The 22,165-nt window shown below is 37.8% G+C and carries 16 protein-coding genes and 1 other annotated feature; of the genes, 11 read left to right on the top strand and 5 right to left on the bottom strand.

The window, feature by feature from the left end:
• Positions 1 to 70: 70 nt before the first annotated feature.
• The 7 genes from FC32_RS10515 to FC32_RS03665 all read left to right on the top strand — a co-directional run bounded on the left by FC32_RS10515 (position 71) and on the right by FC32_RS03665 (position 6,587).
• A complete protein-coding gene (locus FC32_RS10515) occupies positions 71 to 229 on the top strand; it encodes a hypothetical protein (RefSeq protein WP_155891513.1) in 159 nt (52 codons plus the stop codon).
• 181 nt (positions 230 to 410) lie between these two features.
• Positions 411 to 528 (top strand) — a sequence feature (ribosomal protein L10 leader region).
• 33 nt (positions 529 to 561) lie between these two features.
• A complete protein-coding gene (gene rplJ / locus FC32_RS03685; protein ID WP_025088028.1) occupies positions 562 to 1,065 on the top strand; it encodes a 50S ribosomal protein L10 in 504 nt (167 codons plus the stop codon).
• A gap of 63 nt (positions 1,066 to 1,128) precedes the next feature.
• Positions 1,129 to 1,494, top strand: coding sequence for a 50S ribosomal protein L7/L12 (gene rplL, locus FC32_RS03680; RefSeq protein WP_025088027.1), 366 nt, complete (start codon positions 1,129 to 1,131; stop codon positions 1,492 to 1,494).
• A 163-nt stretch (positions 1,495 to 1,657) separates the two neighbouring features.
• Complete coding sequence (locus tag FC32_RS03675; RefSeq protein WP_056957271.1) at positions 1,658 to 2,581, top strand: glutathione S-transferase family protein; 924 nt, start codon at positions 1,658 to 1,660, stop codon at positions 2,579 to 2,581.
• Between the two features lie 120 nt (positions 2,582 to 2,701).
• On the top strand, positions 2,702 to 5,296 hold the full coding sequence (mprF, locus tag FC32_RS03670) for a bifunctional lysylphosphatidylglycerol flippase/synthetase MprF (RefSeq protein ID WP_025088026.1): 2,595 nt from the start codon (positions 2,702 to 2,704) through the stop codon (positions 5,294 to 5,296).
• A gap of 490 nt (positions 5,297 to 5,786) precedes the next feature.
• Positions 5,787 to 5,990, top strand: coding sequence for a hypothetical protein (locus tag FC32_RS10895; RefSeq protein ID WP_155891509.1), 204 nt, complete (start codon positions 5,787 to 5,789; stop codon positions 5,988 to 5,990).
• Positions 5,991 to 5,993: 3 nt separating this feature from the next.
• Complete coding sequence (locus FC32_RS03665) at positions 5,994 to 6,587, top strand: ABC transporter permease subunit (RefSeq protein ID WP_025087988.1); 594 nt, start codon at positions 5,994 to 5,996, stop codon at positions 6,585 to 6,587.
• A 928-nt stretch (positions 6,588 to 7,515) separates the two neighbouring features.
• On the opposite strand, the gene nrdF is transcribed toward FC32_RS03665, so the two are convergent.
• From nrdF to apf, 5 genes are all read right to left on the bottom strand, one after another.
• The gene (nrdF, locus tag FC32_RS03660) at positions 7,516 to 8,466 is read right to left on the bottom strand and encodes a class 1b ribonucleoside-diphosphate reductase subunit beta (protein ID WP_025087987.1); all 951 of its coding nucleotides are present in this window, start codon (positions 8,464 to 8,466) and stop codon (positions 7,516 to 7,518) included.
• 11 nt (positions 8,467 to 8,477) lie between these two features.
• Entirely contained in the window at positions 8,478 to 10,649 is a 2,172-nt protein-coding gene (nrdE, locus tag FC32_RS03655; RefSeq protein WP_035460267.1) for a class 1b ribonucleoside-diphosphate reductase subunit alpha, read from the bottom strand.
• A complete protein-coding gene (gene nrdI, locus FC32_RS03650; protein WP_025087986.1) occupies positions 10,639 to 11,013 on the bottom strand; it encodes a class Ib ribonucleoside-diphosphate reductase assembly flavoprotein NrdI in 375 nt (124 codons plus the stop codon). Before nrdI ends, nrdE begins: the two co-directional genes overlap by 11 nt.
• On the bottom strand, positions 11,010 to 11,240 hold the full coding sequence (gene nrdH / locus FC32_RS03645; RefSeq protein ID WP_025087985.1) for a glutaredoxin-like protein NrdH: 231 nt from the start codon (positions 11,238 to 11,240) through the stop codon (positions 11,010 to 11,012). The genes nrdI and nrdH overlap by 4 nt, the downstream gene beginning before the upstream one ends.
• A gap of 177 nt (positions 11,241 to 11,417) precedes the next feature.
• Positions 11,418 to 12,041, bottom strand: a complete 624-nt coding sequence (gene apf, locus FC32_RS03640) for an aggregation-promoting factor (protein ID WP_025087984.1) — start codon at positions 12,039 to 12,041, stop codon at positions 11,418 to 11,420.
• A 255-nt stretch (positions 12,042 to 12,296) separates the two neighbouring features.
• Here apf and FC32_RS03635 point away from each other — a divergent pair, with 255 nt between their 5' ends.
• The 4 genes from FC32_RS03635 (at position 12,297) to addA (ending at position 21,992) form a co-directional block, all read left to right on the top strand.
• A complete protein-coding gene (locus tag FC32_RS03635) occupies positions 12,297 to 13,469 on the top strand; it encodes an acetate/propionate family kinase (protein WP_056957270.1) in 1,173 nt (390 codons plus the stop codon).
• 160 nt (positions 13,470 to 13,629) lie between these two features.
• On the top strand, positions 13,630 to 14,595 hold the full coding sequence (locus FC32_RS03630) for a ribose-phosphate diphosphokinase (protein WP_056957269.1): 966 nt from the start codon (positions 13,630 to 13,632) through the stop codon (positions 14,593 to 14,595).
• Positions 14,596 to 14,719: 124 nt separating this feature from the next.
• Positions 14,720 to 18,259, top strand: coding sequence for a PD-(D/E)XK nuclease family protein (locus tag FC32_RS03625; protein ID WP_025087983.1), 3,540 nt, complete (start codon positions 14,720 to 14,722; stop codon positions 18,257 to 18,259).
• On the top strand, positions 18,252 to 21,992 hold the full coding sequence (addA, locus tag FC32_RS03620; protein WP_056957268.1) for a helicase-exonuclease AddAB subunit AddA: 3,741 nt from the start codon (positions 18,252 to 18,254) through the stop codon (positions 21,990 to 21,992). The genes FC32_RS03625 and addA overlap by 8 nt, the downstream gene beginning before the upstream one ends.
• Positions 21,993 to 22,165: the final 173 nt, after the last annotated feature.

The raw sequence follows: 22,165 nt of genomic DNA, 5'->3' as shown, positions 1-22,165 counted from the left end.
AAAATCAGACACCGCTAAAATTTATTATGAAGTTGAGGCGATTTTTAGAAATGAAAATGATGTGGTTCCTATGGGCAACAGAATTAAAGCAATTTCACTTGATAAAACTACTGATTTTAAAGACTTCCATGTATTTATCCCTAATTTTCAAGAAATTGGATTTAAGGATAGCATAAATAAAGATACAGGTTATAAATTCTCATACGCAAAAGGGTTTGAGAAAAAATAGTTCTACTGGTACTAGAGAATTGAAAAACAGGTGAAGCAGTAATTTGTCTAAATGCTGGGGACTACCAAAAGGTCAAGTAAGCATTGTAATTGTAAGTAACGATTTTTCGGCTAAAAGTAGTTTCGAAATTTATTTTGCAAATTTACTTGACGCACGACCTATTGCGTGATAATATACTAAAGGTCAATATATGATTCTACCTAAGACTCAGGTGGCGCAAGCCTTAATATCCTGCCGAGGAGTAATGTACGGTTATTCTCTCTGTGTCTTGGTGGACATGGAGCTTTTTTATTTTAAAAAAGTTTCGACACAACGACTAGGAGGTGAATCAATTGAGTAAAGAAATTATCGCTAAGAAAGCTGCGATCGTTGAAGAAGTTGTTGAAAAATTTGAAAAGGCAAGTTCTGTTGTCGTAGTTGACTACCGTGGTTTAACGGTTGAAGAAGTTACTAACTTACGTAAAGAATTACGTGAAGCAGGCGTTGAAATGCGTGTTATCAAGAACACATACTTGAAGCGTGCTGCTGATAAAGCAGGTTATGAAGGTCTTGATGATACATTCTCAGGTCCTACTGCTGTTGCTTTTGCTGATGAAGATGTTACAGCTCCAGCTCGTATCTTATCTAAATTCGCAGAAGATCATGAAGCTTTGGAAATCAAGGGTGGTATGATTGAAGGCAAGGTTGTTACCTTGGAAGAAATCCACGCTCTTGCAAAATTACCAAACCGCGAAGGTATGCTTTCTATGTTGCTTTCCGTATTGCAAGCACCAGTTCGCAACTTCGCATACGCTGTCAAGGCAGTTGCCGACAGCAAAGAAGACGATGCAGCTTAATGCGCGCGTCTTGATCGCATAAATATATATATAAATATTACCTATAAAATGGAGGATTTTAAAATGGCCTTAGATACAGAAAAGATCATTGCTGACTTAAAAGAAGCTAGCATTCTTGAATTAAACGACTTAGTAAAAGCTATCGAAGAAGAATTCGGTGTTTCTGCTGCTGCTCCAGTTGCAGCTGCAGGTGCAGCTGCAGGCGCTGCAGAAGAAAAGAGCGAATTTGATGTTGAATTGACAGACGCAGGTGCTGGCAAGGTTAAAGTTATCAAAGCTGTTAAGGATATCACAGGTCTTGGCTTGAAAGATGCTAAGGGCTTAGTTGATGGCGCTCCTTCCGTTATCAAAGAAGGCGTTGCTAAAGAAGAAGCTGAAGAAATCCAAGCTAAACTTGAAGAAGTTGGCGCTAAAGTTACTCTTAAATAAGAGTTTCTCGGCTGATTTGATTTCAGTTTAATTCTTAAAGAGCGTGTCTCATTTCGAGGCACGCTCTTTTTTTATTTTCATGAGCAATGTGTGCTTAGCTTACTAAAAGTTCATTGTATAATCTAAGTATAGTATGCTTTGCAAAAGAAAGGGCGATGAAAAAATGGGGATCTTAGTAAAAGGAAAATGGCAAGATAAAACGTTAGCCGCTTTGAAAAATGAAGGAATCAAGGCTGATGGATCTTTTCGTAACTGGGTCACACCTGATGGTTCGGCGGGGCCAACGGGAAAAGGCGGTTTTAAAGCTCAAAAGGGACGCTATCAGCTTTATGTTTCATATGCTTGTCCCTGGGCTAGTCGCGCTTTGATCATGTGGAGTCTGAAAGGTTTGCAAGACTACATTGGGCTTTCAGTTACTGACCCGATCAAAGGCGATGATGGTTGGAAATTTTCTGCTGGAGCTGATCCAGTCTTAGATGCAAGACATATTGCTGGTGTTTATGTAAAAGCAAAACCGGATTATACTGGGGTCGCAAGTGTTCCTGTTCTATGGGATAAAGAAACCAACCAGATCGTTAATAATGAATCGGCGGATATTATGCGTATGTTAGAAACGGCTTTTGATGAGCTAACGGGTGATCAAGTCGACTATTATCCAGAAGCTTTACGTCCACAGATCGATGAATTAAATGCCTATTTGGATAAATCACTGATTGGACAGCTTAGTAAAGTAAGTAGTGCTAAAACACAAACACAAGCCACGTATGAAACGGCTGTTAAAAATGTATTTTCGGTCTTAGACGAGTTAGAGTCACGGTTAAGTAAGCAGAAATATTTGTTGACAGATGATATTCCTGTCGAGAGTGACTGGCGCTTGTTACCGACACTTGTTAGATTTGATATTGTTTATTATGAGCGCGACCACTGCAATTTACGTCGCTTAGTAGATTATCCTCATTTATGGGCATATGCACGGCGACTCTATCAGACAAAAACGGTGGCTGAAACGGTTAATTTTGAACAGATCAAGGTTCATAATTACCACCCAATAATTCCGTTAGGACCACTTGAAAATTGGCAAGCTTAACAAAAAATCGGTCATTTGACCGATTTTTTTAGTAAATGGCGCGAAAATGATCGAAAACCCAGGAAATCAAGCTTCTATGGTATAATTAAAAAGTATGAATTTAGAGGAGGGTTTCGCAAAATGAAGCAAATCTTTGAACAGATAAAAAGCTTCGTTGAAAAAAGAGCGACTATTATTAAATTAATTTTTGTGCTTTCAGTCGTGATCTTTGTAACCGTTGAAGTTAGTCGAATTTTTAGAGAGATCGACTGGTATCAAGTTGGTGCAGGCTTATCTGATCAGTCCCTATTAAGCACTTTAACTATGCTAATTTTTGGGGTGATCGCAGTTTGCCCGATGTTGATCTATGATTTTTCGATCGTAAAATTTTTACCAGATAAATACAGTACTTGGTATATTGTGCGCAGTGGCTGGATCACCAATACTGCCACAAATATTGCCGGGTTTGGTGGTTTTTTAGGGGCTGCTTTACGAGCCGACTTTTATCATAAAAATGCTAGTAAAAAGCAGGTCGTTTATGCACTTTCCAAAATAGCACTCTTTTTATTGGCTGGACTTTCAATTTATTGTTGGGTCTCGTTAGGGTTGATCTATGGCCTTGACTTAGGTATTCATTTACGACGTTATTGGATCTGGTTAGTCGGTGGTGGCTTGTATTTTCCGATCATATTTTTGACGACTAAAATAAAACGTGGCGATTTTTTCAAGGACCTAACACTGCGTCGAGAAATAATCTTAGTTTTAGGTTCGTTACTTGAATGGGGCTTTGCCGCAGCCTTTTTCTTATTGATCGGCAAAATTTTAGGGATACATACTAATTATGCAGCAGTTTTAGCGCTATATTTTACGGGATCAGTTTTAGGGATCGTATCAATGGTGCCTGGTGGTCTAGGATCATTTGATGTCTTTATGATGCTTGGTTTGCTACCTTTTGGCGTCAGCACCGAAACAGCTGTTGTATGGTTGCTATTTTTCCGGTTATTTTACTATATCGTTCCTTTTGGAATCGGAGTGGGCTTATTTAGTCACTATATGGGGGCGCAATTCAATCAAAAATTAAATGGTGTTCCTCGAATGTTACTTCAAAAAACGGCCCATTTTTTAGTAACATTATTCCTATATACTTCTGGGATCTTACTCTTGTTAGAAGCAGCGGTTCCAAATTGGGCGTATTCTAATTCGGTTTTGGCTAACTTGTATCCATATACCTTTTTGTTTATTAATCAAATGACAGATATTGTTTTTGCCTTTCTGTTATTAGGGATGGCACGAGGGATTCAAGCCAAGGTGAAAAAAGCTTATTGGCCAACGTTGGTAATTTTACTTGTCGGAATCGGCAATACGCTTTGGCGCGTGTACACCCCAACTTTAGCGCTCTTTTTAGGGGTCGTTTTAGTGATGGTCATCTTATCACGTAAAGAGTTATATCGTAAACAATTACGTTATTCGATCACGCAAAGAATCGTTGATGGCTCGATTTTTGTGGGGACATTTTTCTTGTATGCCATTGTTGGGGTGATAAATTCCCCGGGTTATATTCATCATCACCGGATTCCTTCGATCTTATTATTTCCCGCACAAAGCATTTGGTTTTCTGGCTTTATCGGGTTATTGATCGCCGCATTAGTATTGTTACTGATTAATAATTATCTTTGTGGTGGCAATGATCTGTTGGCAAATTGGGATTTTTCGGCAGAACGGGTTAAAAATGTGATCGAAAAATTTGGTGGCAATGAAGTAAGTCACTTAGCCTTTTTACAAGATAAAAATATCTATTTTTACAGCCAAGATGGAGAAGATAAGGTCTTTTTCATGTATCGGATCAAGACAAATAAATTGATTATCATGGGTGAACCAGTCGGAGACGAAACATATTTCCAAGCTGCGGTTCAAGCCTTTATGGATGATGCCGATAATTATGACTATCAACTTGTCTTCTATGAGATAAATGAAGACTTTACGATGCTCTTGCATGAATATGGCTTTGACTTCATTAAGACGGGGGAAGAAGGCTTGATCAAACTAAGCGATTTTACCTTGCAAGGTAAGAAGCGCCGGGCGCAACGTGCTTTAATGAATAAATTTGAGCGCGAAGGCTATGATTTTTCTTTTATCACACCACCATATAGTGATGCCGTGATGGCAGAGTTAAAGCAGGTTTCTGATAGTTGGTTAGGCAAACAAAACGAAAAAGGCTTTTCTTTGGGATTCTTTGATAAAGATTATCTTGAAAAAGCGCCAGTTTGTGTGGTCAAAGATCAAGCTGGTAAGATAGTGGCGTTTGCTTCGATGATGCCGATGGACGAAAAGACACTGTCGATTGATTTAATGCGTCATAGCCAAGACGCACCATCTGGAATCATGGATAAGATCTTTATCAGTTTATTTGAGTATGGTAAAGAACAAGGCTATGAGTACTTTGACATGGGGATGGCACCTCTTTCAAATGTGGGTGAATCTCGCTTTAGTTTTATTGGTGAAAGGGTTGCACGGATCATCTTTGAATATGGTGATCGTTTTTATGCTTTCCAAGGTCTACGCTCATATAAGAACAAATATGTTACTAAATGGAGTTCGAAATACACGGCTTACCGTAAACGGAGCTCGTTAATTGACACAATGTTACTGGTCACCTTGACCGTTAATCAAAAGCACACCGGTCTAACTAAGCCTAAGAATCGGCGTGATTACTTGATTCCTAAGTTTTTACAATAACTAACAACAGCGCCCATCTCATTTTGATGGGCGCTGTTGTTAGTTTATGGCTAGATTTTACCTATTTATTGATCTATTAGCAAATCTATATAAAAACACTGAAATTTTTTAATTATCACTTATTTTCATAAAATAAATTAGTATTTATAAAGCTTGTGAAATCATTGACCCAAGCATATAATTAGGTCAACAACAATCTTAGGGGATGACACTTATGAAACTATATAAAGATGGGACCAAAGAAATTTTATATTTTCCTGAAACTGTTGAGTCATTTGAAGTTTCGGAAAACATATATGAAATTGCCCAATTAATATTTAGATGGGCATAGTGATGAATATATATTAAGTACTTCTGATTTTACGGAGCATGATTTACATAAAGTTCATAAATTAATAAACACATATAGCGAAAGCAACCTCATAGATGAAATTAATATTAATAATCATATGAACTATTTAAAAAGATTATCAATAAATATTTCCAATACTTGCAATATGAAATTTTCTCACAATATAGTTATACGGTCGTGTATGCTGAAAAATGTGCAACATATAAGCTAGTAGATATCAGTATTAATAAATTTACCGATCTACTCAATGAATTACGTAAGTTAGGCGTTGAGATATTTAACTTTTCAGAGAAAACACTGTCACTTGAACATATCTATCATGAATATTATCTGGGGGATTAAATTATGAAAGAAGTCTTTAAAGCAGAGATATTTCGATTCTTTAAAAGTAAAGTTTGGTTGTTTTATTTGGTGATCATGTCTGTAATATCTCTATTTTTAATAACCTCTATTTCTGAAAAGAATCATACTGAATGGAAAAATGAACCTAGTATTGAAAATATGCAATTAGCACAACAAAAAGATCACTCTGAAAAAATTTATACTTTAAATAATATCTATTTAAGAAAAGATGTTCAACCACTAACTTTAAATACTTTTACTGGCTATCTGAGTAGTGTCCTTTCTTTACGCGGATTGGGGTTACTGATAGTTATTTTCCCGATAGTTATCGCTGCTGAAATAGCTAAAGATTTTGAAAGTAAACGCCTGAATCTTATATTAACTAGCCCAGTTACAAGAAATGAGTACTTTTATGGTAGATTGCTTAGTGTGCTTGCAATTACCGTTCTGTTACTAACCTGTATTTTTACCGTAAACCTATTCATCGCATTTTTTTATTTTAGAGATACTTCGGTTTATGACGTAGTTTATTACATAAAGGGTGAGCGGATTTTTAAATCTAATGGCTTAAAATATATTCTGAGTAACATTCTGTAATTGATATTACAAAATCAATAACGCCAAATAATGTTTTTCAGGCTTCCGATTACAATGTGTGGTTAGCATTATCTATCATAATTTGTTATATGATTTTATTTTCGTTATGGGGACAATATTCCTTTAAAAAAGCGGATATTTAATTTTTATCGACCGTAATTCTTTATTAAAAATAACTTTTAAGTGATATATACTATAAGAGTTTATTAATGTATACTTGGAAGGGGCTTAATAATGAAAAATATTGTTAATAAAGAAAAAAGTCTTATCAAAAAGAAGACATTAAAAAATGGATTTAAAATCTGTAAATAAGCAATTTGAAATTTTAGAAGATGCTGTGGCACCTTCTTGGGGAATCAACTGTCGTAAGGGTAGTTTTGGTATTTGGTGTAATTAGTTTTCAATACAGTACATCATACATTAATAACTGTTTTTGAGTGCCTTAATTTAGGAACCAAAAAATTGATAGAAACTACTACGTGATATTAGCTTCTATATAAAAGAAAACCATTCAAAATTTAAACAAATTTCGAATGGTTTTCTTTTTTGAATTATATTGATAATGTACTGTTCAAATTAAATAAATTTCTAGGTAACTTGATTTTATTCTCCTCTTTTTAGTTGCTCTGTCTAAATTTTACATGCTATTCTGAAAACCTATCATTGAAATACAAAATGTCGGTCTAAACCTTTATTTTAAATAAAATATCATATCAAATTTAGTTAGTATCAAATTATTTTCAATAGAAAATTACGGCTTAAATATGGTCTTATAATCAATCTTGGAGTAACATAAGATTCTATTAAATTCTGTATATTTACAACGATAATTCGTTATTATCTAAAATTTTTACTTCAGAGTAAGAAAATTCCCCATAACGAAAGCCCCTTAAACTTTCTGGAAAAATTAAGGGGCTTTTGTCATTATTTAAAATTCATAATCGCTATCTTGCATGGCTTCAACGTTACCAAGTAAGTAACCATTTCCGACTTGAGAAAAGAAGTCGTGGTTTGAAGTTGAAGTTGAGATCCCGTTCATGACAACCGGGTTAACATCTTCAGCAGTATCAGGGAAAAGTGGATCCATCCCTAAGTTCATCAAAGCCTTATTAGCGTTGTAGCGTAAAAAGACTAAGACATCATCGGTCCAACCAACTTGGTCGTAGAGTAGATGAGTATATTTTTCTTCATTTTCGTAGAGATCATACAATAGCTCATACATCCATGCTTTAAACTCTTCTTGTTGTTCCTCACTTAATTCGTTAAAGCCTAGTTGGAACTTATAACCAATGTAAGTTCCGTGAACTGATTCGTCACGCAAGATCAATTTAATGATCTCAGCCACGTTAGCCAACTTATTGTGACCTAACCAATAAAGTGGGGTGTAAAACCCTGAGTAAAAGAGAAATGTTTCTAAAAAGACCGAAGCGACCTTTTTTTGTAACGGTGACCCAGTATGATAGATCTCATTTATCTTTTTAGCTTTGTATTGCAAGATCTCATTTGAATCGGTCCAGGCAAAGATTTCTTCGATTTCTTTCGGTGTATTTAACGTTGAAAAAATCGAGGAGTAGCTTTTGGCGTGTACTGATTCCATAAATTCAATGTTGTTAAAGACCGCTTCTTCTTGTTGGGTGCGGATATCTGGTTTGAGAGCAGCGACCCCATCTTGTGATTGCAGAGTATCTAAAAGAGTCAAGCCACCAAAGACTTTAGCGACGACATCGCGGTCATTTTCACCAAATTCACGCCAGTCAGCCAAGTCGTTTGAAAGTGGGATCCGTGTATCGAGCCAAAATTGCTCGGTCAATTTTTCCCAAGTTGCCTTGTCGATTTGATCTTCTAAGTTGTTCCAGTTGATTGCTTTATAGTTTTCCATGAGTATCCCCCTTAGATGACGCAGCTTTCACATTCATTAACGCCAACTTCATCTTGTGTATCAGTAAATGTCCTGACGTAATAGATCGATTTGATCTGTTTATGATGCGCATAATTGCGTAAAATCGAGAGATCGCGCGTAGTCATTTTATCAGTGCGCCCGTTTTTCCACTCATACAAGCCAGCTGGGATCGAAGAGCGCATAAAGAGCGTCAGACTCATCCCTTGGTCAACATGTTGTTGAGCTGCAGCATAAGTATCGATCACTTTACGCATATCTAAGTCGTAAGCTGAAGTGTAGTACGGTAAAGTTTCATTGGAAAGGTAAGGAGCTGGATAGTAGATCTTACCGATCTTTCGTTCTTGGCGTTCTTCGATCCGGTTGATGATCGGTTGTAAGGACGCTGTAGTGTCATTGATATAAGAGATCGAACCATTTGGCGCTACGGCTAAACGGTTTTGGTGATAAAGACCATTTTGTTTGATCTTTTCACTTAAAGCTTGCCAGTCTGCTTTAGTTGGAATAAAGATATCTTGGAAAAGTTCTTTAACTTTAGCCAATTTAGGTGAAAAATCAGTCGTTAAGTATTTATCAAAATACTTACCTGAAGCATAGTCGCTCTTTTCAAAGTTAGCAAAAGTCGTTTGCCGTTCTTTAGCGATCTTATTAGAAGCAACTAAAGTCCAGTAATTGAGCAACATGAAATAGATGCTTGTAAATTCAAGCGCTTCAGGTGAACCATAATGTAGCTGATTTTTAGCTAAAAAGGCATGTAAGCCCATTGCACCTAAACCGATCGTGTGTGCTTGATGATTGCCATGTTGGACTGAAGGAACAACATCAATATCAGAATGGTCAGTCACAAAGGTCAAAGCGCGGGTCATTGCTTCAACTGAACGGCCAAAATCAGGGGAAGCCATCAAATTAACAATGTTTGTCGAACCAAGGTTACAGCTGATATCGGTTCCTAATGTTTCGTATTCTTGTTTATTATCAACGATCGAAGGTGTTTGGACTTGTAAGATCTCAGAACATAAGTTACTTGTAATGATCTTACCAGCAATCGGATTAGCGGCATTTGCCACATCGACGTTAACGACGTAAGGATAACCAGATTCTTGTTGTAGTTTTGAGATTTCTTCTTCTAATAAGCGAGCCGAGATTTTCTTTTTAGCAATTTCAGGATCATTGACTAAATTGTCATATTCAGCCGTGATATCAACGTAAGAAAATGGGGTGTCGTATTTTCTTTCCACGTCATAGGGATCAAAAAGATACATATCTTCATTGTTTTTAGCTAATTCATAAAATTTATCTGGTACGATGACCCCTAGCGAAAGCGTCTTGACGCGGATCTTTTCGTCGGCGTTTTCTTTTTTAGAAGCTAAAAAGTCAATGATATCAGGGTGAAAGACGTTAAGATAAACCACCCCAGCACCTTGGCGTTGACCTAATTGGTTGGAATAAGAAAAGCTATCTTCTAAAAGCTTCATTACGGGTACGACCCCAGATGCGGCGCCTTTGATTCCTTTGATCGGCGCACCAGCAGAACGAAGATTACTTAACGTGATCCCAACACCCCCACCGATGCGTGAGAGTTGGAGAGCAGAGTTGATCACACGACCAATTGAATTCATGTCATCAGTTACTTGTAAGACAAAGCAAGAAACTAATTCACCACGACGAGCACGCCCCGCGTTTAAAAAGCTAGGGGTAGCTGGTTGGTAGCGTTGATGAATGATTTCATCAGCCAATTGTAACGCTAATTGTTCATCCCCGTCTGCAAAATAAAGGGCATTGATCGCAGCTCGATCGACAAAACTTTCGAGATAAAATTGTCCGTCATCAGTCTTTAATGCATATTGGGTATAGAATTTGTAAGCAGCCATAAATGTTTTAAACCGGAAATTAGCTGCGTTTAATTGCTCATAAAGTTTTTCAATAAATGCAAAATCGTATTTTTCAAAGAATTCTCGTTCGAGATAGTTATGAGTAAGTAAGTAGTCAAAACGTTCTTTAAGTGAAGCAAACGTCATGGTATTTGGGATGACATTCTCTTTAAAGAAGGCTGTAAGGGCAGCTTTATCTTGGTCAAGTTGAATTTGACCATCCAAGGGAATGTTTAATCGGTTGTTTAAATCATAATATGTGACATTGTTGACATCGATCTCTTTAAGACTCAAGTTTATTCACCGCTTCCTTGAAATTTTGTACATCTTTGGGAGTACCATTGAATTCAAAAGAGTAGATTAAAGGTACATTGAATTTTTTTGATATATTTTTAGCCGTAAAAATAAATAACTCTGCAAAATTACGATTGCCAGTGCCGACAATTCCTTTAAAAAATGCAGCGTTATTTTTGAATTTCAAAAATTCGATTACGGGATAAGTGATCTCATCTTCATAAGTTGGGATGATCAAAACAAAAGGTTCATTTAGTTCAAAAAAAGGATCTACTGGGTCGATCTCATAGGCCGAGAACTCAGCTCCCAGCTTTTTTATAAAGCGTCGGGTCTGTCCGGTGACGCTGAAGTAGACGATTTTCATTGGACAGCCAGCTTCTTTAAGAGATCAGGACGAAAACCATTAATGATCGGAGCATTATCTTGTTCTAACACAGGAACGGTACGTAAACCTTTTTCTTTTAGATAATCGATGTATTCGGGATGGTTAGAAATGTTATGTTCGCCAAATTCAATGTTGTTTTCCATTAAAAACTTTTTCGTCATCTTGCATTGGATACAGTTATCTTTTGTGTATAATTCTAGAGCCATGAAAGCATATCTCCTTTAAAAATGATTGTGCTATCAGTATACCACAATTTAGAAAAAATTCACTAGATATAGTGTATATTTTGTGGGATAAATGACAAGATGTTGTGGTTTTGGCTCAACCACGCAAAAAAGAGACCAAAAAATTTTTTTGGTCTCTTTAGCTTCAATTTTTAAATTTTAGTACCAGCCGTTTGCAAGCCAGAATGACTTAGCTGCTTGCCAAGAACCATAACGGTTAGCAACATAATTGTCAGCTACACGTTCTTGGTTAGCTGGGGAGTAGTCACCACCAAGGTAAGAGCTTGTTAATTGGTACTTACCATAGTATTGACCATTTTGAGCGGTATAAGAACCACCGGATTCAACGTTAGCGATCCAAGCTTTAGCACTTGCTTCAGCATCACTTGAAGATGTTGTAGTTGTGCTTTGTGTTTGTTGTTGAGATTGTTGAGATTGTTGTTGTTGCGCAGGTTGAGTTGTTTGTGTTTGCGCTTGTTGTGTTTGTTGTTGAGCTGGTTGAGCAACTTGAGCTTGGCTTTGAGTTGCTTGAGTTTGTTGTTGCGGTTGTGAAGCAGTAGCTGAGTTGCTGCCAACTTCCAAACGTTGACCGACGAAAATCAAGTCAGGATTTTGCAATTTGTTGGCTTGTTGGATAGCTTCGATCGTTGTGTTATACTTGAGGGCTAATTCAGAAACTGTATCACCGGCTTGTACGACAACTTCATCTGCGTTAGCTGTTTGGGCAAAAATTGCTAAACCTGATAACGCGGCAGCTCCTGTAACGACTTTCTTCATTTCCATAAATAAAACTCTCCTTAAAAAATATCTAAATACTACTTTATACTACTTTCTTTCCATTTGTCTACAATAGCAGTATATCCTTTTTATATAACATACATGTTCCGATAAAATTACAATTTGTCACGTTTATGTAACAAAAAGATTAATAATTGTGGATTTCAACAAAAATAGAACTGATTTACCACTTATTTAGTCTCAAAGTGGGTTTTTGAAAAAGGAGAATTAAGTTATACTTAATAATCGGAGGTGCACAAAATGCCTAAAATCTTATTAATGAATGCCGGTAGTTCATCGGTCAAATGGAAATTATTCGAAATTACAGACGAAAGTGTAGTTGCTAAAGGGTTAGTTGAACGGATGTTAGCACCCGGATCTAACTTTGAAATCAAATATGGGGATAACGTTTATCAAGAAACTGTAGATAATTTGTCCTACGAAAAAGCAGCTGAAATGATCATTGAAAAGCTCACTGCGTTAAATATCACAGACTTAGCTGATATTAAATGTGTTGGACATCGTGTCGTTGCTGGGGGACAAACATTTACCAAAGCAACTAAGATCGATGAAGATAAGTTAAAAGAGATCTTGGCTTTAAGTGACCATGCGCCATTACATAATCCAATGGAAGCAAAATACATCGAGTTGATGCAACAAGTAATGCCAGATACGCCCCAATATGCCGTTTTTGACAGTCAATTTTTCACTGATATGCCAGAAGAAACGGCGATCTTTAGTTTGCCATATGAATTAACGACGAAATATGGTATCAGACGCTATGGCGAACATGGTATCAGTCATGCCTATATTGCTGAAAAAACGGCAGAATTGTTAAACCAACCGTTAGCTGACTTGAATTTGATCACTTTACATTTAGGTAGTGGTTCTTCTGTTTCAGCGATCAAAAATGGGAAAGCTTATAACAGCTCAATGGGCTTTACACCATTAACTGGCTTGACCATGGGAACACGTGCCGGGGACGTTGACCCTTCGATCGTGCCCATTTTAATGAAGAAACTTGATAAATCAGCCGAAGAAGTTTTAGAAATATTCAATCAAAAATCTGGTCTTTTAGGCTTATCAGGCTATTCAGATGATATGCGTGACATCAAGGCAAATGAAAGTGATAAACGCTGCCGCTTAGCCTTAGATGTATATTTAAATAAGATCGTTGGCTACGTGGGAAGCTACTTTGCTCAATTGGGCCGAACAGATGCCTTGATCTTTGCCGGTGGGATCGGTGAAAATAACGCTTGGCTTAGAAAAGATGTTTGTGATCGCTTAGCTTGCTTAGGGATCGAGCTTGACGAAACATTAAATGAAGCTAATAAAGAAGGCATCATTTCGACGTCAAATTCTAAAGTCAAAGTTATGTTAGTACCAACTAATGAAGAATTAGCTATGGTGCAACAAATCAAAGCTCAACTTTAAACGTTTTAGCACCTTGCACGCTTGCGGGGTGCTTTTTTGTGAGTTTGAACGCCGAAAAAAACTATTTGGATAAGACAAAATAGGGGGCGTGTGTGGTATACTTAGCTTAGATTGCAACTTTAAAGTTAAAACGGCAATTAGATAAAATCTGGAGGAAGTTATGGAAAAATTGCAAGAAAACGCCAATATTAAATTATTTGCGTTAAACTCCAATCAAGCATTAGCCCAAAAAATCGCAGCTGAATTGGGAATTAAGTTGTGTGATGCTTCAGTCAAGCATTTTAGCGATGGCGAGATCCAAATCAATATCAACGAAAGTGTTCGTGGAGATGATGTTTTTATTATTCAATCGATCTCGGATCCAGTTAATGAGAACTTTATGGAATTAATGGTCATGATGGATGCTTTACGGCGTTCTAGTGCGGGTTCGATCAATGCGGTCATCCCTTATTATGGGTATGCAAGAGCAGATCGTAAGGCTCGTTCGCGTGAACCGATCACGGCTAAATTGCTCGCTAATTTCATTACCTTAGCGGGCGCTGATCGGGTGATCACCTTAGATCTTCATGCTGGTCAGTTACAAGGATTCTTTAATATCCCAGTCGATCATCTCTTTGCGATCTATGGACAAGCTGAATATTTTAAAGCTAAGGGTATTAGTGAAGATGTTGTTGTCGTTGCTCCAGATCATAACAGTGTTAAAGGTGCGAGAAATCTTGCTGATCTTTTAAAAGCACCGATCGCAATTGTCGATAAACGTGATGATACACGCTTAGATATCGAACATTCAGCGATCATTGGTGATGTCGTAGGACATGACTGCATCGTTTTTGATGACATGATCGATACAGGTGGTAAGATGGCTGATGCTGCAGCTGCTTTAGCTAAAGCCGGTGCTAAAGATATCTATGCTTGTGCAACGCATGCTGTTTTCTCAGGCAATGCAGTTGAAGAATTACAAGATTCAGCCTATAAAGAAGTGGTTGTCACTGATACGATCGAGATCCCTGAAAACAAACAATTTGCAAAATTAAAGGTACTTTCAAGTGCCCCAATTTTTGCTAAAGCGATCTCTTTGATCTATCACAATCATTCGGTTGATTCATTATTCAACAATAAAGATTAAGCTTAATCCATCAAAAACTATCGCAGATGTTTGCGGTAGTTTTTTTGTTATACTCTTTGTAAAATGAAAGGTAGAAATTCAATGAAAGGAAAAGGTCACTGTTAAATCAGGACCAGTAACTAAAATGAGTCTAGGTTTTATTTTAGGAACGGCGGCTAAAGATCACGATGCGGTGCTTTTAGAAGAAATCAAAAAAATCCAAGCGACCGACAAGCAAGCTAAGATCTATTATCTGGTTCCTAACCATATCAAATTTGCAACCGAAGTTTCGGTTTTAGACAACTTGCGGCAAGCCGAGTCTGGGCGTGAACTTTTTGCCGCAACTGAGCTACAAGTACTGTCATTTTCACGTTTGGCTTGGTATTTTATGAAAAATGAGCCTCTTTACCAGATCCCACGCCTTTCCGCGGCGGGGACTAACATGTTAGTTCACAAGATCTTACGTGAAAAAAATGATGAGTTAACGATCTTTCGGAGTGAACAAACTCGGCCAGGGTTTATTTCGCAATTAGCTAATCAGTTAGTGGAATTGAGTTTGGGGTTAGTGACCAGTGAAGATCTGACTAACAGTTTGGAAAAATTATCCCAAACAAATGATCGCGATCTACTCGCTAAATTGACCGATTTAAGCGTGGTATATCGCGAATTTGAAAAAATGACGGCTGGTAAGTATTTAGGAAATGCTAATTTATTGGAAAATTTGGCTAAATATCTAGCAAAAACAGATCTGAGTCATAGTTATTTCATTTTGGCAGGCTTTTCACAATTTAACGCCGGAGAATACCAAGTTATCGAAACTTTGCTTACCCAGGCTAAACAAGTCACAGTGTCATTGATCTTAGATCATCCCGTGGCGTCAAATGGCGAATTAAATACTTTCTTTTGCCGTTCAAGTAATGTTTATCTGCGTTTGCTTGAACTGGCTAAAAAACATCACCAAAAAGTCTGGCTAGATCGCTATGCCAAGCAAACTCGGGTCAGTGATGATCTAGTCGAATTAGAAAAATACTGGATCGCCTCCAACCAATTAAAACAGTTGCCAGCACCGGTGCAGTTAGCTGGTGATATCAAGGTGATCTGTGCTGATGATCGGTTAGAAGAAGTGAGATATTTAGCGACAAAGATTCGCCAAATGGTCTTGTTAGAAGGCTATCGATACCAAGATTTCTTAATTTTGACCAGACATTTGGAGACGTATAAAAACATTATCGGTCCAACGTTTAACCAGTTTGAGATCCCATTTTTCACGGATTTGCAAAAAAAGATGGCCGATCATCCGCTCGTGGAACTGATCACGGCTTTATTTTTAGTAGAGCAACGTAATTACCGCTATGAAGACATCATGCGGTTATTAAAAACAGAATTGCTAATCCCAAAAGAAAATCGTGAATTTTGGTCGCTAGAAAAATTTAGAGAAGCTCTTGATCTAGCCGAAAATCAAGTGTTGAAATTTGGTTATCGTAAAAAAGGTTGGTTAGCCAAAGATTGGACCTATTATCGCTTTGGGACAAGCGATTTTGGCGTACGCACGGAAAATGAAGACCAGATCACGGTCAAGATCAATTCGATCCGGCAATATGTCAAACAGATCTTGCCTCCATTTTATCAAAAAATGCAACAAGCTAAAACTGGTCAAGAAGCAGCGAGCGTTTTGCTAAACTTTTTGCTAGAAAATGGTGTCTTAGCGCGTTTGGATCTGTGGCGTAAACAGGCTTTAGATGCAGGCGAAGTGGATGCATCAACACGAGAAGAACAAGTTTGGGGCGTCTTTTGTGAGCTCTTAGATGAATATGTTGAGATCTTAGGTGAGACGCCGTTTGTTGCCGATGACTTTTTAGCCTTACTACAAGCGGGCTTTGAAGGGGCTAACTATAGCCAAGTTCCGACAACTTTAGATCAAGTCGTTGTTTCCGAAACCGGGATGGTCCAACCGACTGATAAAAAAGTCGTGATGTTGCTTGGTTCGACTGATCTAGTTATGCCAGATGCTACACTTTCGGCGGACTTATTATCCGATCGGGATAAAGCCATGTTGACACCTACATTGCGTGAAGGCAGTTATTTAAGCGAAGATACGGAGCATGTTTTAGCTAATGAACCGTTTTTAAACTATTTAGCATTTATGGCACCCAGGGAAAAACTCTACTTAAGTTATCCTTTAGGGGGCAATGATGATACACAATTTAAATGTTCTCCTTATGTTGAGCGGATCCAGCAACATTTTGCATTACCGGTTTATCGGGCGCAAAAAAATGATGGGACTAAGCCAGCATTAGATTACATTGGAAGTAAGCGGACAACGTTAAGTGAGTTGATCAAAGTCGAACGCCAAGCGCGTAACGAACAAGAAGATCTACCAATAGAGTGGCAATTTATCTTTCAAAAATTTGCACACGATCCTGAAATCAAGGAGTTATTTGAGCGGTTAAATCAAAGTTTAGACTACAAAAATATCCCTGAGCAACTTTCCGCTAAGAGTGTGGCTGGCTTATATGGTAAGAAATTGAGCACGTCGATCTCACGTTTAGAAGACTTTTACGCTAATCCATATGAATACTTTTTACGCTATGGCTTAGGCTTAAAGGAACGTGAGATCTTTGAAATGAATGCGGCTGATACGGGGGAATATTTCCATACATTAATGGATACCTTCTTTAAGTTGTTATTACGTGAAGGACGTGATTTAAAGCAATTGACGTCCAAAGAATTTGATGATTATTTCCAACAAACGATCGCTTTGACTAGTGGGTTACCGCAGTTTGAAATCTTGGATAGCTCTAATCGGATGCGCTTTTTAGCACGGCAATTAAATGGCGCAGCTAAGCAAGTCGGAAGAGCGATCAAAAAACAACGCCAATTTAGTCCCGTTAAGACGATCAAGACTGAAGCTTTATTTGGACAAGTCGGCAAAGATGAAGGCTTTTCGCCGTTAGAATTTGTCACCCCTAAGAAGCGACTAGTGACAGTTCGAGGCAAGATCGATCGCATTGATGAATTAGTAGTCAAAAATAAGCATTATTTAAACTTGGTCGATTATAAGTCAGGGGCAAAAAGTTTTGATTATGCTAAGGCCTACTTTGGGTTAGCCTTGCAATTGCTGACCTATCTAGATGCACTTTTGCACAATAAGGATAAATTAGTGCCAAATACTACGGCAGCTGAGATCAAAACTGCTGGAGCGATGTATATGCATTTGTATAATCCAACTTTAAAGCAAAAAGATATTTATAAAAATGACTACGAAAGCGAACTTTTAAAGAAAAATCGCTATAGTGGCTTATTATTAAACGAAAATGATGTGCTTGAAAACCTGGATGAACAAGTCGAAGAAAAAAGTGGCCCATCCTTGATCTATCCGTTTAGAAAAAATAAAAGTGGGGAATACAAGGGTACCCAACAACTTGTTAGTGCTGAACAATTATCTGATTTAGTGTTGCATAATGAAGAATTGATCAAACAAGCAACCGATATGATCTTTGATGGCCGAATTGATCTGACACCGGCGCTCTTTAAAGACGGTTCGGCGCTAGATTATACGCCATATGAGGCGATCATGCAGTTTGATGCGATGTTACCAGAAAATAATTATTATCGGTTGCCAACGGAAAATGTCAAAGATATTTTAGCGTTGTTGGCTAAAGAAAGAGAGGAAAGAAATGGCTGAGATCACTTTTACTAAAGGACAAGAACAAGCGATCCATGATGAAGGCAAAAATATTTTAGTTGCGGCCTCAGCTGGTTCGGGGAAGACTAGGGTTTTAGTTGAGCGTGTGATCGAAAAGATCAAGGCAAATACCAGTGTGGAAGAATTGTTGATCTTGACCTTTACTGAAGCTGCTGCACGTGAAATGAAAGAACGGATCCAAGCAGCGATCAGACAAGCGATCCAACAAGAAGATGATAGTGAAAAAAAGCGGTTTTATTTACAACAGCTAACAAAATTAAACATTGCAGATATCAGTACGATCGATGCTTTTTGTTTGCGGATCGTTAAAAATTATTACTATGTTGTGGGCTTAGATCCAGAATTTCGCTTGTTAACGGATGAAACAGAGCGCATTTTACTACGAGAAAGTGTCTGGGATGATTTGCGTGAAGAACTCTATGGTAAAGAAGATGAACTATTTGAACAATTGACGTTGAACTTTTCCAATGATCGTAGTGATGATGGGTTGACCGAACTGATCATGGAATTGTTTGATTTTGCCAATGTTAATCCTGACCCAAAACAATGGATCAGGGATCTAGCTAAAAATTATCAGCTTAAAGATGGTAACTTAGAGCAAAGTGCTTTTTACCAAAAGAGTTTCTTACCTTTTGTTGCTGAAAAACTCAATCAGGCAAGTGAGCAACTTAAACAGGCATTAGCGATCTTGGCAGATGCACCTAATGAAAATGGTAAGCTCGATAAATTGGAAGCTTTATACGTAGCTGAGGCCGAAATGTTAACGGAATTAAAGGATAGTTTAGCGTCATTTAACAGCTATGATGAATTACAACAAGCTTTAAAAGCAGTAACATTTAAACGTGCCCCAGGCGCAAGACTTGAAGAAGATCAAAAACCTTATAAAGATCAAGCAGCAGCTTTACGAACCGTGGCTAAAGAAACAGTCGAAGAGCTCTTTTATAAATATTTCATCAATACTAGAGCCGAACTACTCACACTTTTTTCTAAGGCTGAGAAGCTGACGAACAAGGCAGGCGAAGTATTACTTAAGTTCATGCAACGCTACCAAAGCGAAAAAAGACGGCGCCATGTTTTAGAGTTTAGTGATCTGGAACATTTAACATTACAGATTTTACGGCAAAAAGATGATACTAATGTCAGTGAATTGTTAAAAGAACGTTACCAAGAGATCATGGTCGATGAATATCAAGATACTAATCAGCTCCAAGAGGCGATCTTAACGACTTTAGCGCGTGATAACATGTTTATGGTCGGAGATGTGAAACAATCGATCTATGCCTTTCGTTTAGCTGATCCAACGCTATTTTTGCATAAATATCATGAGTTTGCTAAAGCTGATCATCCCGATGAACGGATCATTTTAGCTGAAAATTTCCGTTCTGCTGAAAATATTACGGCAACTACTAACTTCATTTTCACGCAGATCATGGACAAGCGCATCGGGGAAATGGACTATGATAAAAGCGCGCAGTTAGTCTATGGATTAGGAAAAAATCACCCGATAGTGGAAGAAATGTCCACGGAGATCATGTTATACACCTCAGAAAATGATCCTAAACAAGTCAAAGAGCAACCCATAAAAATGCGCTGGGATGAAGGTGAAGAACTTGCACCAGACTTTGAAGTCAATTCCAGTACAGAAGGGCAACTAGCGCTTGTGGCTAAAAGGATCAAAGAGCTTTGTGAGCAAGGTTATGAGATCTATGACCGCAATTTAAAGCAAATACGCCCGGTAACTTATGGAGACATTGCGATCTTATCGGAAACACGCACTAACCATTTATTATTATCAGAAGAGTTGAAAAAACGTGAGATCCCATTTTACATTCAAAAATCGCAAAATTATTTTCAAACGACTGAATTGCGGATCATGTTAGCTTTATTAGCTTTGATCGATAATCCTTACCAAGATATCGAATTAGTAGCGGTGTTACGTTCCCCGATCGTTGGACTAAAGGAAAATGAATTAGCTTATTTGCGGATCAACGCCAAGAGTGGCGCTTATTATCAAGCGGTTGAAAAATTTTATCACCGTTCAAAAGATGAGCTTAAAGAACCATTTGAAGAAGCTTTGCACGAAAAAATCACACACTTTATGCAACAATTAACGCATTTTCGTGATTTAGCGCATAAAGATGAACTCTCTAATTTGATCTTAGCGATTTACGAAGAGACCGGCTTTTTGGATTATGTCGGGGGAATGCCAGGTGGTTCTCAGCGCCAAGCTAATTTACATGCTCTTTACGAACGCGCAGCGATGTATGAAAAAAGTAGCTTTAAAGGCCTATTTCAATTTATTGGCTTTATTAAAAAAATGCAGTCTAAAAATGATGATCTTGCGGAAGCAACTTTACAAACCAGTGAGGATACCGTCAATATCATGACGATCCACGGGAGTAAAGGTTTAGAGTTTCCGATCGTCTTTTTGATTGATGCAACTAAGAAATTCAACCAACGCTCGCTCAATAAAAAGTATCTTTTGAGTGAAAAAGATGGTTTGGCGCTCACCTACTTAGATCCAGTTAAGCGGATCGAACATGAGACGCTACAAAAAAATATTGCCAAAAACACCGCTAAAATGAAAGGCGCAGCTGAAAAAATGCGCCTATTATATGTGGCATTGACGCGTGCCCAAGAAAAACTGATCATTGTAGGTGGATATCCAACGAAAGAAGATGCACTCAAGGTTTTAAACAGAGGTAAAGGGCCAAATACCTTGTTAGACGATGAGGTACGCGCTAATGCTAACTGCTTTTTAGACTGGATCTTACCAGCTGTGGCCCGACATCCCGCGGTTAGACGAGCTTGTGAACTAGAAACTTCTTTAGCTGACTTAGTGATCGAGTCTAATGCTGAAATTGAGCTAGAATTTTTAAGTTATATAGATATCGTTACCGAATTAGATTTACCTAAGTTTGATCTTTCTGCTTGGTTAGAGCGCCAAATTGAACTAAAAAAAGACCTTAGTGCAAAAACGATTCAAAAAATAGATGAAATTTTAGCTGGGAAATATCAGTATCAAGGAGCAACCAAAACCGCTGCTTACCAAGCAGTTTCTGAGTTGAAACGCTTATTTGATGATCCTGACTTAGAACAAATGGCAAAGATCACACCTGAACTCAGACAGGCAAATCGTCAAACCAGTGACTTTGCCATGCCACGTTTTATGGTCCAAGAGACAAAAGTTAGTCCAGCAGCGATCGGTACGGCAGTCCACTTACTCTTACAAAAATTAGATCTAACTACGCCCCCGACGCTTGAACGCTTAAAAGAGCTGTTGGAACGCTTAGTGGCAGATCAAGTGATCACGCCAGAAGTGGCGGATAAAATTGACTTAGCCCAAGTCTTTGGCTTTTATGAAACGCCATTAGGAAAACAAGTAGTGGCTAACCAAAAGAGCTTGCGCCGTGAATTGCCATTTTCTATGGTCTTACCTGCGGGCAACGTCTTTGCCAATCTTGATGAGACCGTGACTGATCCGATCTTAGTTCACGGGATCATGGATGGATATTATGTCAATGAAGACGATGAAGTAGTCTTGTTTGATTACAAGACTGATAAAATCATCAATGGCGATGTTGAAGCAATTAAAGAACGCTATTATGGTCAGTTGCAACTCTATCAAAAAGCACTTGAGCAGATCTTGCAAAAGCCTGTCGCCCATAAGTACCTTTATTTATTTGACAATCAACAAGCTATTGAATTGTAGTTAAAAACTCCTCCTAAAGTTAGGTGTAATACTAGCTTTAAGGGGAGTTTTTTAGGTTATTAAGACTTAATGATGTCATTTTATATTAATGACATTAATATTATTGATGTTAATATAATATTTTGTTATAGTGCTGTGAAAAGGGTAGTTTAACTAGCAAAATAAAGGTTCAT

This window comes from Ligilactobacillus apodemi DSM 16634 = JCM 16172 (assembly GCF_001434405.1).
Lineage (GTDB): Bacteria > Bacillota > Bacilli > Lactobacillales > Lactobacillaceae > Ligilactobacillus > Ligilactobacillus apodemi.
Note: the sequence above shows the minus strand (reverse complement) of the source record. Positions and strands in the feature narration are given on the sequence as shown.